At 63.3% G+C, this 15,982-nt stretch carries 13 protein-coding genes; 4 read left to right on the forward strand and 9 right to left on the reverse strand.

Features of this window, described 5'->3' with window-relative positions; translation table 11 throughout:
- Positions 1–42: 42 nt before the first annotated feature.
- The 6 genes from D0Y96_RS05550 to D0Y96_RS05575 form a co-directional block, all read right to left on the reverse strand.
- Positions 43–2,595: an alpha-glucuronidase family glycosyl hydrolase gene (locus D0Y96_RS05550; protein ID WP_252263502.1), complete on the reverse strand. Its 2,553-nt coding sequence runs from the start codon at positions 2,593–2,595 to the stop codon at positions 43–45.
- A 196-nt stretch (positions 2,596–2,791) separates the two neighbouring features.
- Positions 2,792–4,342 (reverse strand): glutamine-hydrolyzing GMP synthase, encoded by a 1,551-nt coding sequence (gene guaA, locus D0Y96_RS05555; RefSeq protein WP_117298352.1) that lies wholly within the window; start codon positions 4,340–4,342, stop codon positions 2,792–2,794.
- Between the two features lie 13 nt (positions 4,343–4,355).
- Positions 4,356–5,294: a hypothetical protein gene (locus D0Y96_RS05560; RefSeq protein ID WP_117298353.1), complete on the reverse strand. Its 939-nt coding sequence runs from the start codon at positions 5,292–5,294 to the stop codon at positions 4,356–4,358.
- Between the two features lie 7 nt (positions 5,295–5,301).
- Positions 5,302–7,971 carry a leucine--tRNA ligase gene (leuS, locus tag D0Y96_RS05565; RefSeq protein ID WP_117298354.1) on the reverse strand — a complete coding sequence of 890 codons (2,670 nt, stop codon included), beginning with the start codon at positions 7,969–7,971 and terminating at the stop codon, positions 5,302–5,304.
- Between the two features lie 80 nt (positions 7,972–8,051).
- Positions 8,052–8,801, reverse strand: coding sequence for a hypothetical protein (locus D0Y96_RS05570; protein ID WP_117298355.1), 750 nt, complete (start codon positions 8,799–8,801; stop codon positions 8,052–8,054).
- A 70-nt stretch (positions 8,802–8,871) separates the two neighbouring features.
- Entirely contained in the window at positions 8,872–9,783 is a 912-nt protein-coding gene (locus D0Y96_RS05575) for a deoxyribonuclease IV (RefSeq protein WP_117298356.1), read from the reverse strand.
- A 225-nt stretch (positions 9,784–10,008) separates the two neighbouring features.
- Here D0Y96_RS05575 and D0Y96_RS05580 point away from each other — a divergent pair, with 225 nt between their 5' ends.
- From D0Y96_RS05580 to nagA, 4 genes are all read left to right on the forward strand, one after another.
- Entirely contained in the window at positions 10,009–10,440 is a 432-nt protein-coding gene (locus D0Y96_RS05580; protein ID WP_117298357.1) for a hypothetical protein, read from the forward strand.
- Complete coding sequence (locus D0Y96_RS05585) at positions 10,440–10,658, forward strand: hypothetical protein (RefSeq protein WP_117298358.1); 219 nt, start codon at positions 10,440–10,442, stop codon at positions 10,656–10,658. The genes D0Y96_RS05580 and D0Y96_RS05585 overlap by 1 nt, the downstream gene beginning before the upstream one ends.
- 300 nt (positions 10,659–10,958) lie before the next feature.
- Positions 10,959–11,699 (forward strand): sulfite exporter TauE/SafE family protein, encoded by a 741-nt coding sequence (locus D0Y96_RS05590; protein WP_117298359.1) that lies wholly within the window; start codon positions 10,959–10,961, stop codon positions 11,697–11,699.
- A gap of 120 nt (positions 11,700–11,819) precedes the next feature.
- A complete protein-coding gene (gene nagA / locus D0Y96_RS05595; protein ID WP_117298360.1) occupies positions 11,820–12,992 on the forward strand; it encodes an N-acetylglucosamine-6-phosphate deacetylase in 1,173 nt (390 codons plus the stop codon).
- Between the two features lies 1 nt (position 12,993).
- On the opposite strand, the gene D0Y96_RS05600 is transcribed toward nagA, so the two are convergent.
- From D0Y96_RS05600 to D0Y96_RS05610, 3 genes are read right to left on the reverse strand one after another with little or no spacing between them, the layout of a single operon-like run.
- On the reverse strand, positions 12,994–13,929 hold the full coding sequence (locus D0Y96_RS05600) for an N-acetylglucosamine kinase (RefSeq protein WP_117298361.1): 936 nt from the start codon (positions 13,927–13,929) through the stop codon (positions 12,994–12,996).
- A gap of 24 nt (positions 13,930–13,953) precedes the next feature.
- Positions 13,954–15,240, reverse strand: coding sequence for an alkaline phosphatase family protein (locus D0Y96_RS05605; protein WP_117298362.1), 1,287 nt, complete (start codon positions 15,238–15,240; stop codon positions 13,954–13,956).
- Between the two features lie 60 nt (positions 15,241–15,300).
- Positions 15,301–15,909: an LbetaH domain-containing protein gene (locus D0Y96_RS05610; RefSeq protein ID WP_252263503.1), complete on the reverse strand. Its 609-nt coding sequence runs from the start codon at positions 15,907–15,909 to the stop codon at positions 15,301–15,303.
- Positions 15,910–15,982 lie beyond the last annotated feature (73 nt).

Consider the following 15,982-nt stretch of genomic DNA (forward strand, 5'->3'; position numbering starts at 1 on the left):
GCCACGGCAGGTCGCAGCGTATGAGAAATTCGATCGTTCGGCTCAGTGCTTCGTCTGCGCCGCGTCCGGACTGTTACTCCCCGCTGCCTTGTCTGTGCGGGACACAATCCGGTCCACCGCGATGTAATCCAGCGGTGCCGGCTCATTGCCGTCCGGCGTACCCTCGATGCGAATCGTATCGCCGGTGCGCAGCGGAATCCCGTCGAGCGTCTTCCGCGACGACGTATCGCCGTTCATGCGCTCCGCGGGCAGCGTGTTGTCTGCCGTCCACTCGCCGATGAGCTGCTGATTCAGAAAGACGCGGAAGGTCGAGTCGCCGCTGCGATAGTCGAAGTACTCCACGCCTAAGTCATACCATCCGGATGCTCCGTGAAAGACCGTCTCCGCCATGCAGCTTGCCTGCCCTTCGCAGACCACGCCCTTCGCGCCCGAGGCCGTCTCCGGCGGCGTGACATCGACGACCGTGTAGCCGGTGAGCTTCATATTCTCGGCCTCGATGCGATCCGGATAATGCCCCACGCGTCCCCTGTCATCCGGAATCCCCGACATGCTCTTCGCCCAGTTGCAGACCGCGTCGCGCCATACAACCGCGTGCCCGGACTGATAGATCAGCAGATCGAGCACCTTCTGATAGCGCTCGTCATCGATCAGGCCGTCGAGCCGCTTCCAGTCGGTCATAAACTGCGCCGCCTCTTCCGCGCCCGCATAGTGCGCGTTGTAGGTGTACTGAATCACCGTCTGGCCGTTGTGCAGTCTGTAGTTCCACGGCACATGATGAAAGAAGAGCAGCAGCGAATCCGGCATCGTCGCCAGCGACTCATACCGCTTCGCCACCTCCGGCGGATACTGCCCGATATAGCCCGTCCCCGTCGCCACCGTGCGATCCATGCCAACGCCCTGATGATCGGCGCGGAACCACTGCCCCCATCCGTTGCGCTCCGCCGACTCGATGCCCGGCCCGTAATGCGCATGCAGAATGTCGGTCAGCGTGCCGATGCCGAGCGAGCCCGTGTAGCCCTCGTACGCATGCCATGAATGCAGCAGAATGCCGTCAACTGTCGACGCCACCTCCGGATTGTTGCTGAAGGTCAGCCGCGTCCACTCTTCGGCAATCGCCGCTGAGGTCAGCTCCGGATTCCACGCCAGCCGCCCGAAGCCGTAGAGGTTCGCCATCGACAGCGGATGCCCCATCCAGTTCGCATCGAGGCCGACATTCGCCACGCCGACGAAGCCTCCCAGAGCGTGATGAAAGGCCTTCCCTTCCACAATGCTCGCAACGGTCGTCGAGCGGTTATCGGCATGCAGGTCGAAGTCGAGGCTCTCCTTCCACAGCGGAATCAGAAAGACCGCGTGATGCGCCTGCCCGGTGTACTCCTGCGTGACCTGCAGCTCGATGGCCTCGCTCGTCTTTCTCAGTCCGGCAAAGATCGGCGATACAGGCTCGCGCACCTGAAAATCAATCGGACCGTATTTGATCTGCACCACGACGTTGTCTTCAAACTTCCCGTCGAGCGGATGAAAGATGTCGTACGCAGCCCGCGCCCGGTCGGCCTTCATGTCGTTCCAGTCGAGATGATGGTTATAGACAAAGGCGCGATAGAGCAGGATGCCGCCGTGCGGCTTCAGCATGCGCGCCAGCATGTTGGCCGCATCGGCCGGCGTGCGTCCATACTGCGACGGCCCCGGCTGCCCCTCCGAATCGGCCTTGACGACGAAGCCGCCGAAGTCGGGGATCTGCGCGTAGAGAGCATCCACTCTGCTCTGCCACCATGCGATAACCTGCGGATTGAGCGGGTCGAAGGTCGAAAGCCCGCCGAGCGTCTGCGGGCTGTTCAGCGCCACGGAGATCGACAGCCGCACACCCCATGGGCGGAACTCATCGGCGATGCGCGCCAGGCCGCCGATCATCTCCGGCGAGAGCATCTTCGGGCTGGCGTTCACGTTGTTCACGGTGCAGCCGTCGATGCCGACCGACGCCAGCAGCCGCGCATACTCCCCGGTGCGGCTCACATCCTCGCGCACCGCGCCGTTATCGAAGAAGATCGACCGCCCCGCATAGCCGCGCTCGATGCTGCCGTCGATGTTGTCCCACTGGTTCACCCAGCGGATCGGCGCCGAGGGCGATTCGCTGTCGTGCAGCATCGCCAGGTCCTGCTCCGTGCCCATCTTCGCCAGCAGGCGGAATGTGCCGTAGAGCACGCCGCGCGCATCGCCGCCCTCAATCACCCAGTAGGCATGTCCGTGCGCATGCACCACACTGAGCGAAAAGCTCTCCGGCTGCAGCGTGCCCGCACGCGCCTGCGGCAGCGCACCTTCGATCTCGCTCGCCGTGCCCAGCACAAAGGCATCTTCCTCCGGCAGCGTGTCGTCAATGCGAAGCGTGCGGTCGAGCATCGAGCGCACCCCGCGCACCAGCTCCTGCTCCGCGCTCAGCGGGACCGGCGAGCGATCCAGCAGCACCACACCCGCCGGCAGCGCCTGGTCTCTGCGCAGCGTCTCCGGATTGCGAATGGCCGCATAGCGCAGCCACCCTGCCGCGCCCGTCTCGGCATGGCCGGTCACCGGCACCGCGAGCATGACCGCAATGCACAGCATGAAAAACCCTCCACAACGGCGCAGCCAGGCCATACCGGCAACCTCGTCTTCCTTAATTTATTCGGATATCAAATTAAATCAGCACGGCTGAGAATTCTCAGCCGCCGAATGGTAGCACATCCGATGCAGCCCGATGTGGCTTTGCGCCACCATGGAGCTCTTGCACCGCAGGTGCGTCCGCCCGTGCGGTCAGCGCCTATTCCCACTCGATGGTGCCCGGCGGCTTCGAGGTAATGTCGTAGACCACGCGGTTGATTCCCCGCACCTCGTTCACAATGCGGCTGGAGATCGTCTTCAGCACCTCATACGGCAGCGGCACCCAGTCCGCCGTCATGCCGTCTTCGGAGTGAACGGCGCGGATCGCGCAGGTGTATGCATAAGTACGCTGGTCGCCCATCACGCCCACGCTCTTCACCGGCAGCAGCACGGCAAAGGACTGCCAGATCTGCTGGTAGAGGCCCGCGGCCTTGATCTCCGCAACCACGATGTCATCGGCCTCCTGCAGCAGGGCCACGCGCTCCGGCGTCACTTCGCCGAGAATGCGCACCGCAAGCCCCGGCCCGGGAAAGGGCTGGCGCTGCAGAATGTCGTCCGGCATGTGCAGATCGCGTCCAATGCGCCGCACCTCGTCTTTGAACAGATCGCGCAGCGGCTCGATCAGTTTCAGCTTCATCGTCTCCGGCAGGCCGCCGACATTGTGGTGGCTCTTGATGGTCTGCGACGGGCCTTTGACGGAGGACGACTCGATCACGTCGGGGTAAAGCGTTCCCTGCACCAGCCAGTCCACGCCGCCTGTCTGCTTCGCGATGCGGTGCGCCTCGTCGTCGAAGACGGCGATGAATTCGTTGCCGATGATCTTGCGCTTGGTCTCGGGATCGGTCACCCCGGCCAGCTTTGCCAGAAAGCGCTCGCTCGCATCGACGGCCACCAGATTCAGGCCGAGGTTGTCGCGCATGTTGCGCTGCACCTTCTGGAACTCATCCCTGCGCAGCACGCCGTTGTTGACGAAGACGCAGGTCAGCTGGCCGCCGATCGCCTGATTCACCAGCACCGCCGCCACCGACGAATCGACGCCGCCGGAGAGCGCGCAGATGGCGTGGCCGCTGCCCACTTTTTTGCGAATGGCCGTGACAGTCGACTGGATGAAGTGCCCCGGCGTCCAGTCAGGCTTTGCGCCGACGATGCTGAAGAGGAAGTTGCGCAGCAGCGCGCTTCCCTGCTTCGTGTGATGGACCTCAGGATGAAACTGCACCGCCCAGATGCGGCGCTCCGGATTGGCAATGCCGGCGACGGCGTTCGCCGTCTTCGCGGTCAGATGGAAGCCCGGCGGCAGCTCCAGCGCCTCGTCGCCGTGCGACATCCAGACGTGAATGTTGGCGGGAATCTCGGAGAAGAGCGGATTCGCCCTGTCGATCAGCTCCACTTCGGCGTGGCCGTACTCGCGCCTGGGTGCAGGGCTGACCTTGCCGCCCAGATGATGCGTGATGAACTGCAGCCCATAGCAGATGCCCAGCACCGGCAGTCCAAGGTTCAGCACCTCCGGATCGGCCGGCGGCGCGTCGGCGTCATAGACCGAGCATGGTCCTCCGGAGAGGATGATGGCCAGCGGATTTTGCGCCTGGATCTCGTCGATCTTTGCCGTGCAGGGCAGAACGACGGAAAAGACATTCTGCTCGCGAATGCGGCGAGCAATGAGTTGTGTGTACTGGGAGCCGAAGTCGAGGATGACGATCGAGGAGGTGTCCACAGGACAGTTTACTTTACGAGCGGCGGCTTTGCGCCGCAGGCGCGTCCGCCTGGACGGCCAGTCCCCACAGCCTGATAAACGCCACCAGCCGCGCCACCTGGAAGAAGTCCGAGGCGATCAGGTACAGAATCGAGCCCGCGAGCCACCAGAGATACAGCGCTGTGCCATGCATCACCGTTTCAAACGGCAGCGGGATGGCAGAAAAGACCATCGCCAGCACCACCAGGCCCAGTTTGACGATGCCCATCACCAGGTTGATCTCCACCAGCTTGCCGGTCAGCGGGCCCAGGCGAAGGCTGCGCGCAAGGCTCGCCGCCACGCCGCGGTCTTCCAGCAGCGCCAGCAGCGGCGCAATCGAGAAGACCCAGCTCAGCAGCGCCCACAGCGTAAAGATGCCCAGCGAAAACAGGATGACCAGCACGCTGTAACTCACCAGATTCGGCTCCGCCCCCGACAGCGTCGACTGCGCCGACCAGTGGATCGCGGCGAACCACCCGATCACGCTGCCCGCAAAGGCCAGCATGCGAATCAGCTGCAGCGCGATCATCTGCCCCGGCCGCCACGGCATCGTCCGGTCATAGCGGCGCAGCACCAGGTTGCGTCCCACACCGGAGATCACCGCCCAGGCCGCAATGCCCAGCGGCACCAGCCACAGCAGCACGTGCAGCACAGGCGGCCACAGCACCGCCCAGGTATCCGCGATCACCACAGCGGCGCGCATCGGGTCTTCAAGCGAGAACTGATAGATGCCGGTACCGGCCAGTTGCGGCGCGGCTGCAGCGTGGATGCGCAACGCCTCCCATGCCAGCAGTGCCAGCATGGGAATGCCGAAGAGCCAGCGCCACAGCAGCTCCAGCGCCAGCAGCGATGGCCTGCGGCGGCATTCGCCCAGAATGGCCACGAACGACTGCGTGCCGCGAACCGGCGCTCCGGCGGTGCGAAGGTCAGCCATGGCCGCGCTACTTCACGACCAGGTTGACCAGCTTGCCGGGCACGATAATCATCTTCACCACCTGTTTTCCGCTGATGGCTGCCTGCACTTTTTCCTGCGCCAGCGCTGCATCGCGCAGCACATCTTCGCCGGCTCCGGCGGCGGCGGTAATCACGGCGCGCAGCTTTCCGTTCACCTGTACCGGAACCTCGATCTCGTCTTCCTTCGCCAGCGCCTCGTCGAACTTCGGCCACGGGGCGCGCAGCAGATTATCCGTCTGCCCCAGCTGCTCCCACAGATCGAAGGCCATATAAGGAGCAAACGGCGCAATCAGCAGCACCAGGCTGCGCAGCAGCTCGGCCACATATACCGCGGGCACCTTGCCGGCGGCGATCTCTTCATCGGCCGCGGTGAAGGTGTTTACCAGCTCCATCACGGCGGCGATCGAGGTGTTGAAGTGCCAGCGCCCCGCAAAGTCCTGGGTGATTTTGCGAATCGTCTGGTGCAGCTTGCGCAGCAGCGACTGCGTCAGCGGGGACTTGCCGTCCGGCAGCGTTCCCGAAGCTGTCTGCGAAACCGTCCGGGCAGCCGGGGCGTGCCTTGAGACGAAGCGATACACCTTGCTCAGAAAACGGCTCACGCCTGCAACGCCGTCCTCCTGCCAGTCCAGATCGCGATCCGGCGGCGCGGCAAAGAGCGAGTACATGCGCGTCGCATCCGCTCCGTAGCGGGCGATCATCTCATCGGGCGAAACGACATTGCCCTTCGACTTCGACATCTTCGCGCCGTTCCGGATCACCATGCCCTGGGTGAACAGCCGCGCCACCGGCTCGTCGTTGCGGATCAGCCCCAGGTCGCGCATCACCTTCGTCCAGAAGCGCGAGTAGATCAGGTGCAGGATGGCGTGCTCGACGCCGCCGATGTACTGATCGATCGGAAACCAATACGCAACCGTCGCAGTGTCAAATGGAGCCCTGTCGTTCTTAGCGTCCGTATAGCGGTAGAAGTACCAGGACGAATCGACGAAGGTGTCCATCGTGTCGGTCTCGCGCCGCGCCGCGCCGCCGCACTTCGGGCACACCGCGTTCACGAACTCCGGCACATTGCCAAGCGGCGAGCCGCCCTGCTGCGTGATCTTCACGTTATCCGGCAGCAGCACCGGAAGCTGATCGTCCGGCACCGGCACGATGCCGTCCTTTTCGCAGTACAGCATCGGGATGGGCGTGCCCCAGTAGCGCTGGCGGCTGATGCCCCAATCCTTCAGCCGAAATGTAACCGTGGCCTTGCCAAATCCATGCTCCGCGGCGCGCGCGGCCATTTTCTGCTGCGCTTCTTCGCATCCCAGGCCGCTGAACTCGCCGGAGTTGATCAGCAGGCTGTCCTCGGCCGTATACGGCAGCTCCGGATGCGCCTCGCCGCCATCCTCGCCGACGCGCCGCGGCAGCACGACCACGCGGATTTCGAGGCCGTACTTCTTCGCAAAGTCGTAGTCGCGCTCGTCATGCGCCGGCACGCTCATGATCGCGCCCGTGCCGTAGTCGGAGAGGATGTAGTTCCCCACCCAGATCGGCAGCCGTTCGTGGTTGAACGGATTGATCGCGTGGTACCCGGTGAAGACGCCGTGCTTCTCGATCTCGCCCACGTCGCCCGATTCGCGCGCCTTCCGCTGCTGTTCGAGCAGGTTCGCGACCTCCGCCGACAGCCTCTCGTCGGCTGCCGCGAACTCCTTCACCAGCGGATGCTCCGGAGCCAGCTGCAGGCTCGTCGCGCCGAAGATCGTGTCGATGCGCGTGGTGAAGACGGTGATCTTCTTCCCGGTTCCCTTCACCGCGTCGCTCGCGGGCAGAATATGCGTGCCCCTGCGCGCCGGATCGAGCGCCTGCAGAATCAGCTCCGCCGGGCCCTTCGGCTTCTCGGCGGCCTCCGCGCTGTCCGGATCGGCCACTTCAAACTCCACCTCGGCGCCTTCGCTGCGGCCGATCCAGTTGCGCTGCATGGTGCGCACCTTCTCCGGCCAGCCATCCAGTTTGCTCAGATCGTCCAGCAGCTCCTGGGCGTAGTTGGTGATGCGCAGAAACCACTGCTCCAGGTCGCGCTGCTCGACCAGCTGATCCTCATGCCGCCAGCAGTAGCCGTTGATCACCTGCTCATTGGCCAGCACCGTCGCGCACTGCGGACACCAGTTGACCTTGCTCTTTTTGCGGTAAGCCAGTCCGCGCTCCGCCATGCGCAGAAAGAACCACTGGTTCCAGCGGTAGTAATCGGGCAGGCAGGTGGTGACCTCGTTGCTCCAGTCGTAGCTCAGGCCCAGGCGGGTCATCTGCCGCTTCATCGCGGCGATATTCGAAAGCGTCCACTCGCGCGGCGGCGTGTTGTTTTTGAGCGCGGCATTTTCGGCGGGCAGGCCGAAGGCGTCCCATCCCATCGGGTGCAGCACGTTGTAGCCCTGCATCCACATGTAGCGCGCCAGCGCGTCGCCAATGGAGTAGTTGCGCACGTGCCCCATGTGCAGCTGCCCGGAGGGATACGGCAGCATCTCCAGCACATAATATTTGGGCTTGCTGCTGGTGGCCGGCTCGGCGGCGTAGAGCTCAGGATCTGTGGTCCAGCGCTCCTGCCAGCGCGGTTCAATATCGGCGGGGAAATAGCGAACGTCTTTTTCCGCGGGTGTCTCTTCCGGTTTCGTTCCTGAAGGCATGTCCTCTTCAGTGTAACCGGGCTGCGCAGCTCAGGAGGAGCCCGCGCAGCCACGCAAAAGTCACGTATGAAGGAATTTCGTTACTGCGCCGCGCCCTGCGCAGACACCGGCGGCGTCAGGTCGTGCACCGCATAACCGGCGGGGGCAGCGAAGAGCGACGGATCGGGCTCATGCTGCAGAATCCCGCTCAGCTCTGTCGTCACCGTGCCGTGGCGCGGATCGCGGATCGTCTGCCGCAGCGGAACCTTCAGCTCCGGCGAGGTCCAGGTCTCGGCGACCACCGTGGCCGACTCCTTATATCCGTTCGTGCCCGCCGGCACCACCTGCATCACCCGCTGGCCTTCGCTCTGCATGTTGTTGACCGCCTGGCTGCCCAGGCTCTCCACTTCCTGCGAAGACGCAGCAGAGGGAGCAGTCTGCGACGGCAGATGGATCAGCGTCGCCACCCTTCCCGATGTGGTCCAGGTCAGCAGCGTATGGCCGACCGGGTCATAGACCTGCACGGCAACATGCGACGGATCGACCGCGCCATCCGGCTGGTGCACTACCGGCGTCTCCACGCGCACGCGTCCGCTCGAATCGCGCACGATCTTCGACGAAATCTCCCGCGTCACCGGCGAGCCGTCCGCGCCGGTCGTGATCTGCGTCGTCACGCGCGTCGCCGAGAAGGGCCTTCCTGTTACCTGCGCGATATCCTTCGCCGTCCACGCCGACAATCCATTGTTGCCGGAAGAGACAACGGCAGCCGCCGAAGCGATACCCGGCACAGCCAGAACACATACAGGAGAGACAACCAGCGCCGTGACAGCAGCCAGAGAGCGGAAATTCATAGACAGTCCTCTAAAGAAAAGAAAGGAAAAGACAACAGGGGAGGTATCCAGTTTCCAGGGTACAACGCCGCTATGCAAGTGAATTTACGGCGGTAACCTGATTTTGACTGGTGCGAAGTAACCGTTTCAGCGCGCGAAGGTTTTTCACGTCGTCCCCAGGCTCGTCGACCGGAGTCTCGGCGATAAAGGCGCAGTGCGCAAACCGGGGATCATTCAGCAGCCGTCCAAAGGCTTCAAGGCCGATCGTGCCTTCGCCGATATGCTGATGCCGGTCGAGCTTCGAGCCGCGCGCCGCCTTCGCATCGTTCACATGCCACACGCGCACCGTATCGAGGCCGATCGTCGCCGCGATCTGCCCCACCGTCTCCTCGTAGCCCGCCTCGCTCACCAGATCGTACCCGGCCACGTGGCAGTGGCAGGTGTCGAGGCATGCCCCCACCGGCAGCACCGTCTTCAGCCGTCCGATCAGCTCCGCTACCTGCTCGAAGCTGCCTCCGAGCGAAAACTCCGCCCCCGCCGTGTTCTCGATCAGCACCCGCAGCCGCGGCTTTGCCTTTCCCGAGCCGCGAAGCTGCAGGCCCTCGACCGCTTCGGCGATCGACTCCGCCGCCAGCCGCAGACCCTCTTCGCGCGTCAGGCCGCGCCACGATCCCGGATGCAGCACCAGATACTCCGCCCCAAGCGCCAGCGCGCGCTCCACCTCGCCGCGAAAGGCCGCGACCGACTTCTTCCGCACCTCCTCCGACTGGCTGCACAGATTCACCAGGTAGCTCACGTGAATCGCCATCGGCGTGCAGTCGAGCTCCCTTCGCAGGGCCTGCAGCTTTTTGCAGTCCGCCGCTTCGGGCATGGAGGCGCGCCACATGCGCGGGCTCGCGGAAAAGATCTGAAAGGTATTTGCGCCCAGCTCCCGCGCGCGCTCGGCGGCCCGCCATACGCCGCCCGAGGTGGAAAGATGCATACCGATACGAGGAAGGCCCATCTCTCTCCAGTGTACGAGGCCTGATGGGGATGGCCGCTCCTGTCCGCCATAAGCGGTCGCGCTCCCGTTTGAATCGTTTCGTTTTGTATCAGGGCGCGGCTTCAGCCGTGTTATGTCGTTCTGGATCGAAAACCGCCATCTGAAGCCCAGTCAGCTCATGCGCCTGCGCCATACTGACGGATGTAATCTGTACGCCGCACTGCTCCGGGCGTAAATTAGACAGCTATGAAATTGCCCCTGCGCATTGCACTTCTCTTTGCCTTCGCTCTCTCGCTCTCAGTTTCGCCGTTCGCCGCGCACGCTTGGAATAAAACATCTGATGCTGACTGGCAGTCTGCGAAGCTCTTGTCCTTCGGAATGGAACACTGGATAAGTAATGGCGGAAGTCAGACCAATGGACACGTGGATGGCAACGGAAATTATTCTTCAACCACTACAGAAAGCACATGGGGACATAATACTTATCATGTAGTTCTCGATGATGGAAAGATGCTGTACTTCGCCGAGCGGACCCTCAGCTTTCGATGGCAGCGCGATCCGCATTTCACGGAGAATGCTATGGTTCGCTTCAGCCTGAAGAAAGACACACTCACTGTTGTTGATGATTCCGGCCGCGAGTTCAAAATGAAGCTGGTTAAGCGCCGGATCAAAGAATAATGGAGAGTACCGATGAATTTCATCCCGAAGACTCTCAATCAAGTGCAGATCGCGCGGAATCAGGAGTCGATATTTTTCTGAGGCGCGTCGTTTTTGCTCTAATACTTGCTACCTTTATTTGCATAAGTGCCGCCTTCATAACGGCTGAGCGCTGGCTGTACATCCCGGTATTTGTATTTGGGTATTTCGCCTGGACAGTCTTTATCGGCTCTCGTTAAGCCACTACAGAGTAACCGGCATTCTGTACTCCCGTGCGGCTTGCTCCACATCGCCGTCAAGGTTTGCCTCGCGAAGCGCGGACCGGCTAAATCCATTCGTGTCCGGATCAAATTCCGGCATCTCCCCTCTCAACTGCGGCTCCGGTATGAATAGGCGCTAATCAGCCGGGCTTCAGCCCCTGGGAGACCGGTTCTTTCAAACAGATCACTGCCCGGTAAGCACCGCAGCCCTATTAAAATGGAAGCAGCAGCAACCAGACCGGCAGGCGCTTTGTCCTGATCGCACGCAGTGAGGAGAGCATGGACAAGGCGACTCTGTTTGTTCTGCTGGTGGTCTTTTTCGCTACGCTCATCCGATCGACCTTCGGCTTCGGCGAAGCGCTCGTCGCCGTCCCCCTGCTCGCCCTCTTTCTTCCCGTCGGAATCGCCGCACCCGTCGCCGTTCTGCTGTCGATCACCATCGCCGCCATCGTCATTCTGCAGGACTGGCAGAAGATCCACATCCGCAGCGCGGGCTGGCTGCTTGCGCCGACCCTCTTCGGCGTCCCCGCCGGCACGCTGCTGCTGGCCGGCAGCCATCAGCACATCGTCAAAGGCGTGCTGGCCGCCATTCTGATCCTCTTCTCCGGCTACTTCCTGCTCGGCAGCCGCCCGCCCCAGCTTCACAGCGACAACCGCGCCTGGCTTCTGGGCTGCGGCTTTCTCGCCGGCGTGCTCGGCGGTGCCTACGGCATGAACGGGCCGCCGCTGGTCATCTATGGAGCCATGCGGCGCTGGTCGCCCGCGCACTTCCGCGCCACCCTGCAGGGTTATTTCCTGCCCGCCAGCATCGCCGCCATGGCCGGATACTGGCTCGCCGGACTCTGGGTTCCGGCCGTCACCCGCTACTATCTGGTCTCGCTGCCGGTCGCCATTCCGGCCATCTTTCTCGGCCGCTTCATCAACCACCGCCTGCGCGGCGACTCCTTCCTCAAATACGTTCACGCCGGTCTCGTCGCCATCGGCATCCTGCTGCTCTACCAGTCCATCGGCAAACAATAAAAGCCCTTCAGCCGCACCCGCCACGCCGCGATGGTTCCCTGCCGAACGAATCGTCCCTTGCGTATCCGATCGCTCACTTGACGAAATGTACATACAGCATGGAGGCTGGATTCCAGAAGTATGCGAACGGTCGTCACAGCAGATCGGTTTCTTTCCCCAGCAGCGAACGGCAAAGAAGAACGCGTCGAGCGCCCCGTCGTCATCATCGAAGACGGCCACATCCTCAGCACGGCTTCGCAGTCGAGCTCCAGCCTTCCCGCCGGCGAGCACCTTCACTTTGAAGGCTGCACCCTGATTCCGGCCTTTTTCGATGTGCACATCCACGGCAGCGATGGATTCGACGTGATGAACGCGACCGATGCCTCGCTCGGAGGCATCGGAAGATTTCTCGCGCGGCACGGCGTCGGCTCGTACTTCGCCACCACCGTCACCGCCCCAGTCGATTCCACGCTGAAATCGCTCAGCGGCCTGGCAAAGCGGATGCGCCAGGAGACCGGCGGAGCGCGCGCCGTCGGTATTCACATCGAAGGCCCGTTTCTTTCGCCGCATAAAAAGGGAGCGCACCCGGCGCACCTGCTGCAGCCGCCCACCGTCGCATTATTCGACCGCATGTGGCAGGCCGCCGAAGGGCAGATTCGCCTGATGACCATTGCGCCGGAGCTGCCCGGAGCTCTTGAAGTGATCGCCCGCGCCGCCGGTCTCGGCGTCCGCGTCAGCCTCGGCCACAGCGACGCCCGGCTGGAAGAAGCGCGCCAGGGCGTAGGCGCGGGAGCCATCACCGCCACGCACACCTTCAACGCCATGCGCGCCTTCGATCACCGCGAGCCCGGCCTGATCGGCGAAGTGCTCTCGAACGATGCTCTCTTTGCCGAGCTCATCTGCGACGGCCTGCACGTCGACCCCGCCGCGGTCGAAATCTTCTGGAAATCGAAGGGCCGCGACCGCGCCATGCTCATTACCGACGCCATGTCGGCCACCGGCAAACCCGACGGCAACTACAAGCTCGGCGAGCTCGATGTCCGCGTGAAGAACGGCGTCTGCCTGATCGGCGAAAACACGCTCGCCGGCAGCACGCTCACGCTTGACCGCGCCGTACGCAACTTCACCGCTTTTACCGGTGCCTCGCTCGAAGAGATGCTGCCTGTCACCGGCCGCAACCCGGCGCGCATGACCGGTCTCGAAGGCGAAATCGGCACGCTGGCTCCTGGCCGCCGCGCCGATATCACCGTGCTCTCGGCGAAGAACGAGGTCGTCGAAACCCTCGTGCTCGGCGAGCGCTGCTCCAAAGCCTGATCTACTGCGCCCGCACCAGATGCCGGGCGCGCCACAGCGCTCCCAGCACCGGATCGGCGGCTTCCGCTTCCACGTGCGCCGTGGGCAGCGCCTCGCGAATCGCCGCGAACATCGCCTCCCGCACCCGCGCCACATATTTCAGAATGCTGCCGGTAAACGCGATGCCCGGCGGCGGCACATCCGGATCGAGCAGGCACACCCGGCGAAAGGCTTCGACCGCGCTTTCGCCCAGCAGCTTTCCTCCCAGATCGAGAATGCCGAGGCACAGCGTGTCGCCCTCTTCTGCGCACTCCGTCACCAGCCGCGAAAGCTTTGAAAAGTCCGGCCCTGGTGTGGCATTGCCGATGCTCACCGCCTCTTCCAGCGTGCCCGCCTGCCAGAATGCGACCACCCGGTCCAGCAGCGGGCTGCGCCTTCCGAAATCGAGCGCGCGAAAGGCGGTCCGCAGCGCCTGATGCCCGATCCAGTAGCCCGATCCCTCGTCGCCCAGCGCCTGGCCCCATCCGCCCACGTTCAGCCGCTCGCCCGATCCGGTTCGGCCCAGAATATTCGAGCCCGTTCCCGCCATCACCAGAACACCCGCCGCTCCCGGAAAGGCTGCGTCGAGCGCGATCTCTTCATCGCCGCAGACCTCGACCGCGCCGCCCGCGCACGCCGAGTAAATCCGCCGCATCCAGCCATCGGTCTGCGGAAAGCGAAGCCCCGCCGTGCCGATGCACGAAGCGGTGACCGTGCGCAGGTCCACGATCTGCCCGCTGCGGCCGCTCTGCCGCGTAATCTCCTCCAGCAGCGCGGCGATGTTCCGCTGCGCCTCTTCCATCGTGACCCGCAGCGGTTTGATGCTTGCCCCCTGGGCCCGGGCAAGAATCCTGTCATCTTCGGCCAGCGCGCAGTCGGTCTTCGTGCCGCCTGCGTCAAATCCAAGAAAAAGGGCCATCCGTTCTCTCAAAAGCCTTTGCAGTTAGTGATCCGCCGGCGGATCGGCCAGGACTCCGGAGAGCACTCCGAGGCTTCCATCCACCTTCGGGCTCTCCAGCCCCAGAATCTGTACCACCAGCGGATACACATTCACATTCTCGAAGGGCTTCACCGTCACGCCGCGCCGGATATCCGGCCCCGCAGCATAAAAGATCGCCTTCATCGTCGGCATCATATACGGGTCGTAGCCGTGCGAACCAGCGTTCGGCGGACGATCCTCGTTTCCTGCGGCGGGCGCCTTTGCGCGAATAGCGTTAGGGCCGCGCGGCACGATCACCGGATCGCCTTCTCTGGGATTCTCGTCATAGTGCAGCTCCGCCGGAACATGCTCGCGCCGGTAGACCATGAACGAGGCATCCGCCGCCTTCAGCTTCTGGTACACGTGATTCGCCGCCGTCTCCGAGGGGGCATACAGCAGCGATCCCTCCGTCGTGAAGCCGTCGAGCGGAACATACTTATCCAGATCGATCCATCCGCCCGAGGTCTTTTCCATGCCGTGATCGGAGACGACGATCAGATCCACCGGCAGATGCAGCCGGTCTAGATCGGCCTTCAGCTTTCCGATCAGCACATCCACATGCTTTACCGCGGCCCGTGTCTGCGCCGCATCCGGGCCATACTCATGCCCCGCGTGATCCACATTCGAGTAGTAGAGCGTGATGAAGTGCGGCCGCTGCTCCGGCGGCAGCTTCAGCCATGCGATCACCTGATCGATGCGCTTCTCATCGGGATACGCATCGTCGAAATGCAGATAATAGCTCGGGCGCTCACCGGCAATCTCCGCCTCCGAGCCCGGCCAGAAAAAGCAGGCGCTGCGCATACCCTGCTTCTCGGCCAGCGACCACAGCGGCACGCCGCCGTACCAGCTTCCGTCGCTGTTCGTCTTCGGATCGCGGTACGAATACGTCTGCTTCCGCGCCGGATCGTAGAAGGTCATCGCCACAATGCCGTGGTGCTCCGGATAAAGCCCCGTGACCAGCGTGTAGTGGTTGGGGAAGGTGATCGACGGATACGACGGAATCATGCCCTGCGGCGCGCTCGCGCCCTCGGCGGCCAGAGCCAGCAGATGCGTCGCGCCATACTTCTTCGCATAGTCGTAGCGAAAGCCGTCGAGCGAGACCATCACCACGTAATGCTTCGCCGCCTGCTGTGGCGCATTCGGCCCATGATCGACCGCGATGACCGGCGTCGTCTGCGGCCATAACGCAGGAAAATACGCGCCCAGCAGAAGCAGCAGAACAACAAAGGTTCGGCGAGTGAAAGAAACCATGCAGGCTCCGGAGACCGTTCTGACCAAGCTTAAAGCAGAATCCGATTCACAGTACCCGCGTCAGTGCGTCTCCGGCCCGCCCGGCACCGCCGAGCGCAGCCGCTCTTTCACCTTCCGCGCCGGAATGCCTGCGTAGATGCCGAAGGGCTCGAGATCCTTCGTCGCCACCGAGGCCAACCCTAGAATCGCGCCGTCACCCACATTCACCCCAGGATTCACCGCCGCTCGCGCGCAGACCCACGAATACGCGCCCAGCCGCATCGGGAACGACACCAGTCGGAACGAGACCTCGTTGTACAGGTGCGTTGCCCCGCAGACGTACGCGCCCTGCGAGACGATGGCGTGCGACCCCAGATACATCGACGAGGGGTTATAAAGCTCGGCGTCGTCCGCCAGACTCACCCGGTCCTCGCAGATCAGATTCCAGGGCGCCCAGACCTTCGACTTCGGATAAAAATGGCAGGCCGCGCCCATCTTTGCGCCGAAGGCCCGCAGCAGCATCGACCTCCACGCGTGCAAGGGCCGGGGCGAGGTCCGGTACAGCAGCGCATAGCAAAGGTTCCAGAGCGCTCTCGCCAGACGGTTCTTCAGCGAAAACGATGGCAGCAGGGTGGGATCGATCTGCGAGCTGGCCTCGGACGGCCCGATATCCTGTCGGCTGGCGTTCAAGCGCAAGGGTCTCCTCGCAATAGCCTACCGTTGCCGCGACAGAAACGCACGAGCTGCAGAGCGCATAACAGCT

It is taken from the genome of Paracidobacterium acidisoli (assembly GCF_003428625.2).
Taxonomy (GTDB): Bacteria; Acidobacteriota; Terriglobia; order Terriglobales; family Acidobacteriaceae; genus Paracidobacterium; species Paracidobacterium acidisoli.

Bases quoted from the DNA above. Each gene is read 5' to 3' on its own strand.
- D0Y96_RS05560 (WP_117298353.1), bottom strand. From the start codon at position 5,294: ATGGCTGACCTTCGCACCGCCGGAGCGCCGGTTCGCGGCACGCAGTCG.
- D0Y96_RS05580 (WP_117298357.1), top strand. From the start codon at position 10,009: ATGAAATTGCCCCTGCGCATTGCACTTCTCTTTGCCTTCGCTCTCTCG.
- D0Y96_RS05550 (WP_252263502.1), bottom strand. From the start codon at position 2,595: ATGCTGTGCATTGCGGTCATGCTCGCGGTGCCGGTGACCGGCCATGCC.
- D0Y96_RS05585 (WP_117298358.1), top strand. From the start codon at position 10,440: ATGGAGAGTACCGATGAATTTCATCCCGAAGACTCTCAATCAAGTGCA.
- D0Y96_RS05570 (WP_117298355.1), bottom strand. From the start codon at position 8,801: ATGAATTTCCGCTCTCTGGCTGCTGTCACGGCGCTGGTTGTCTCTCCT.
- D0Y96_RS05590 (WP_117298359.1), top strand. From the start codon at position 10,959: ATGGACAAGGCGACTCTGTTTGTTCTGCTGGTGGTCTTTTTCGCTACG.
- D0Y96_RS05605 (WP_117298362.1), bottom strand. From the start codon at position 15,240: ATGGTTTCTTTCACTCGCCGAACCTTTGTTGTTCTGCTGCTTCTGCTG.
- D0Y96_RS05600 (WP_117298361.1), bottom strand. From the start codon at position 13,929: ATGGCCCTTTTTCTTGGATTTGACGCAGGCGGCACGAAGACCGACTGC.
- D0Y96_RS05575 (WP_117298356.1), bottom strand. From the start codon at position 9,783: ATGGGCCTTCCTCGTATCGGTATGCATCTTTCCACCTCGGGCGGCGTA.
- leuS (WP_117298354.1), bottom strand. From the start codon at position 7,971: ATGCCTTCAGGAACGAAACCGGAAGAGACACCCGCGGAAAAAGACGTT.
- nagA (WP_117298360.1), top strand. From the start codon at position 11,820: ATGCGAACGGTCGTCACAGCAGATCGGTTTCTTTCCCCAGCAGCGAAC.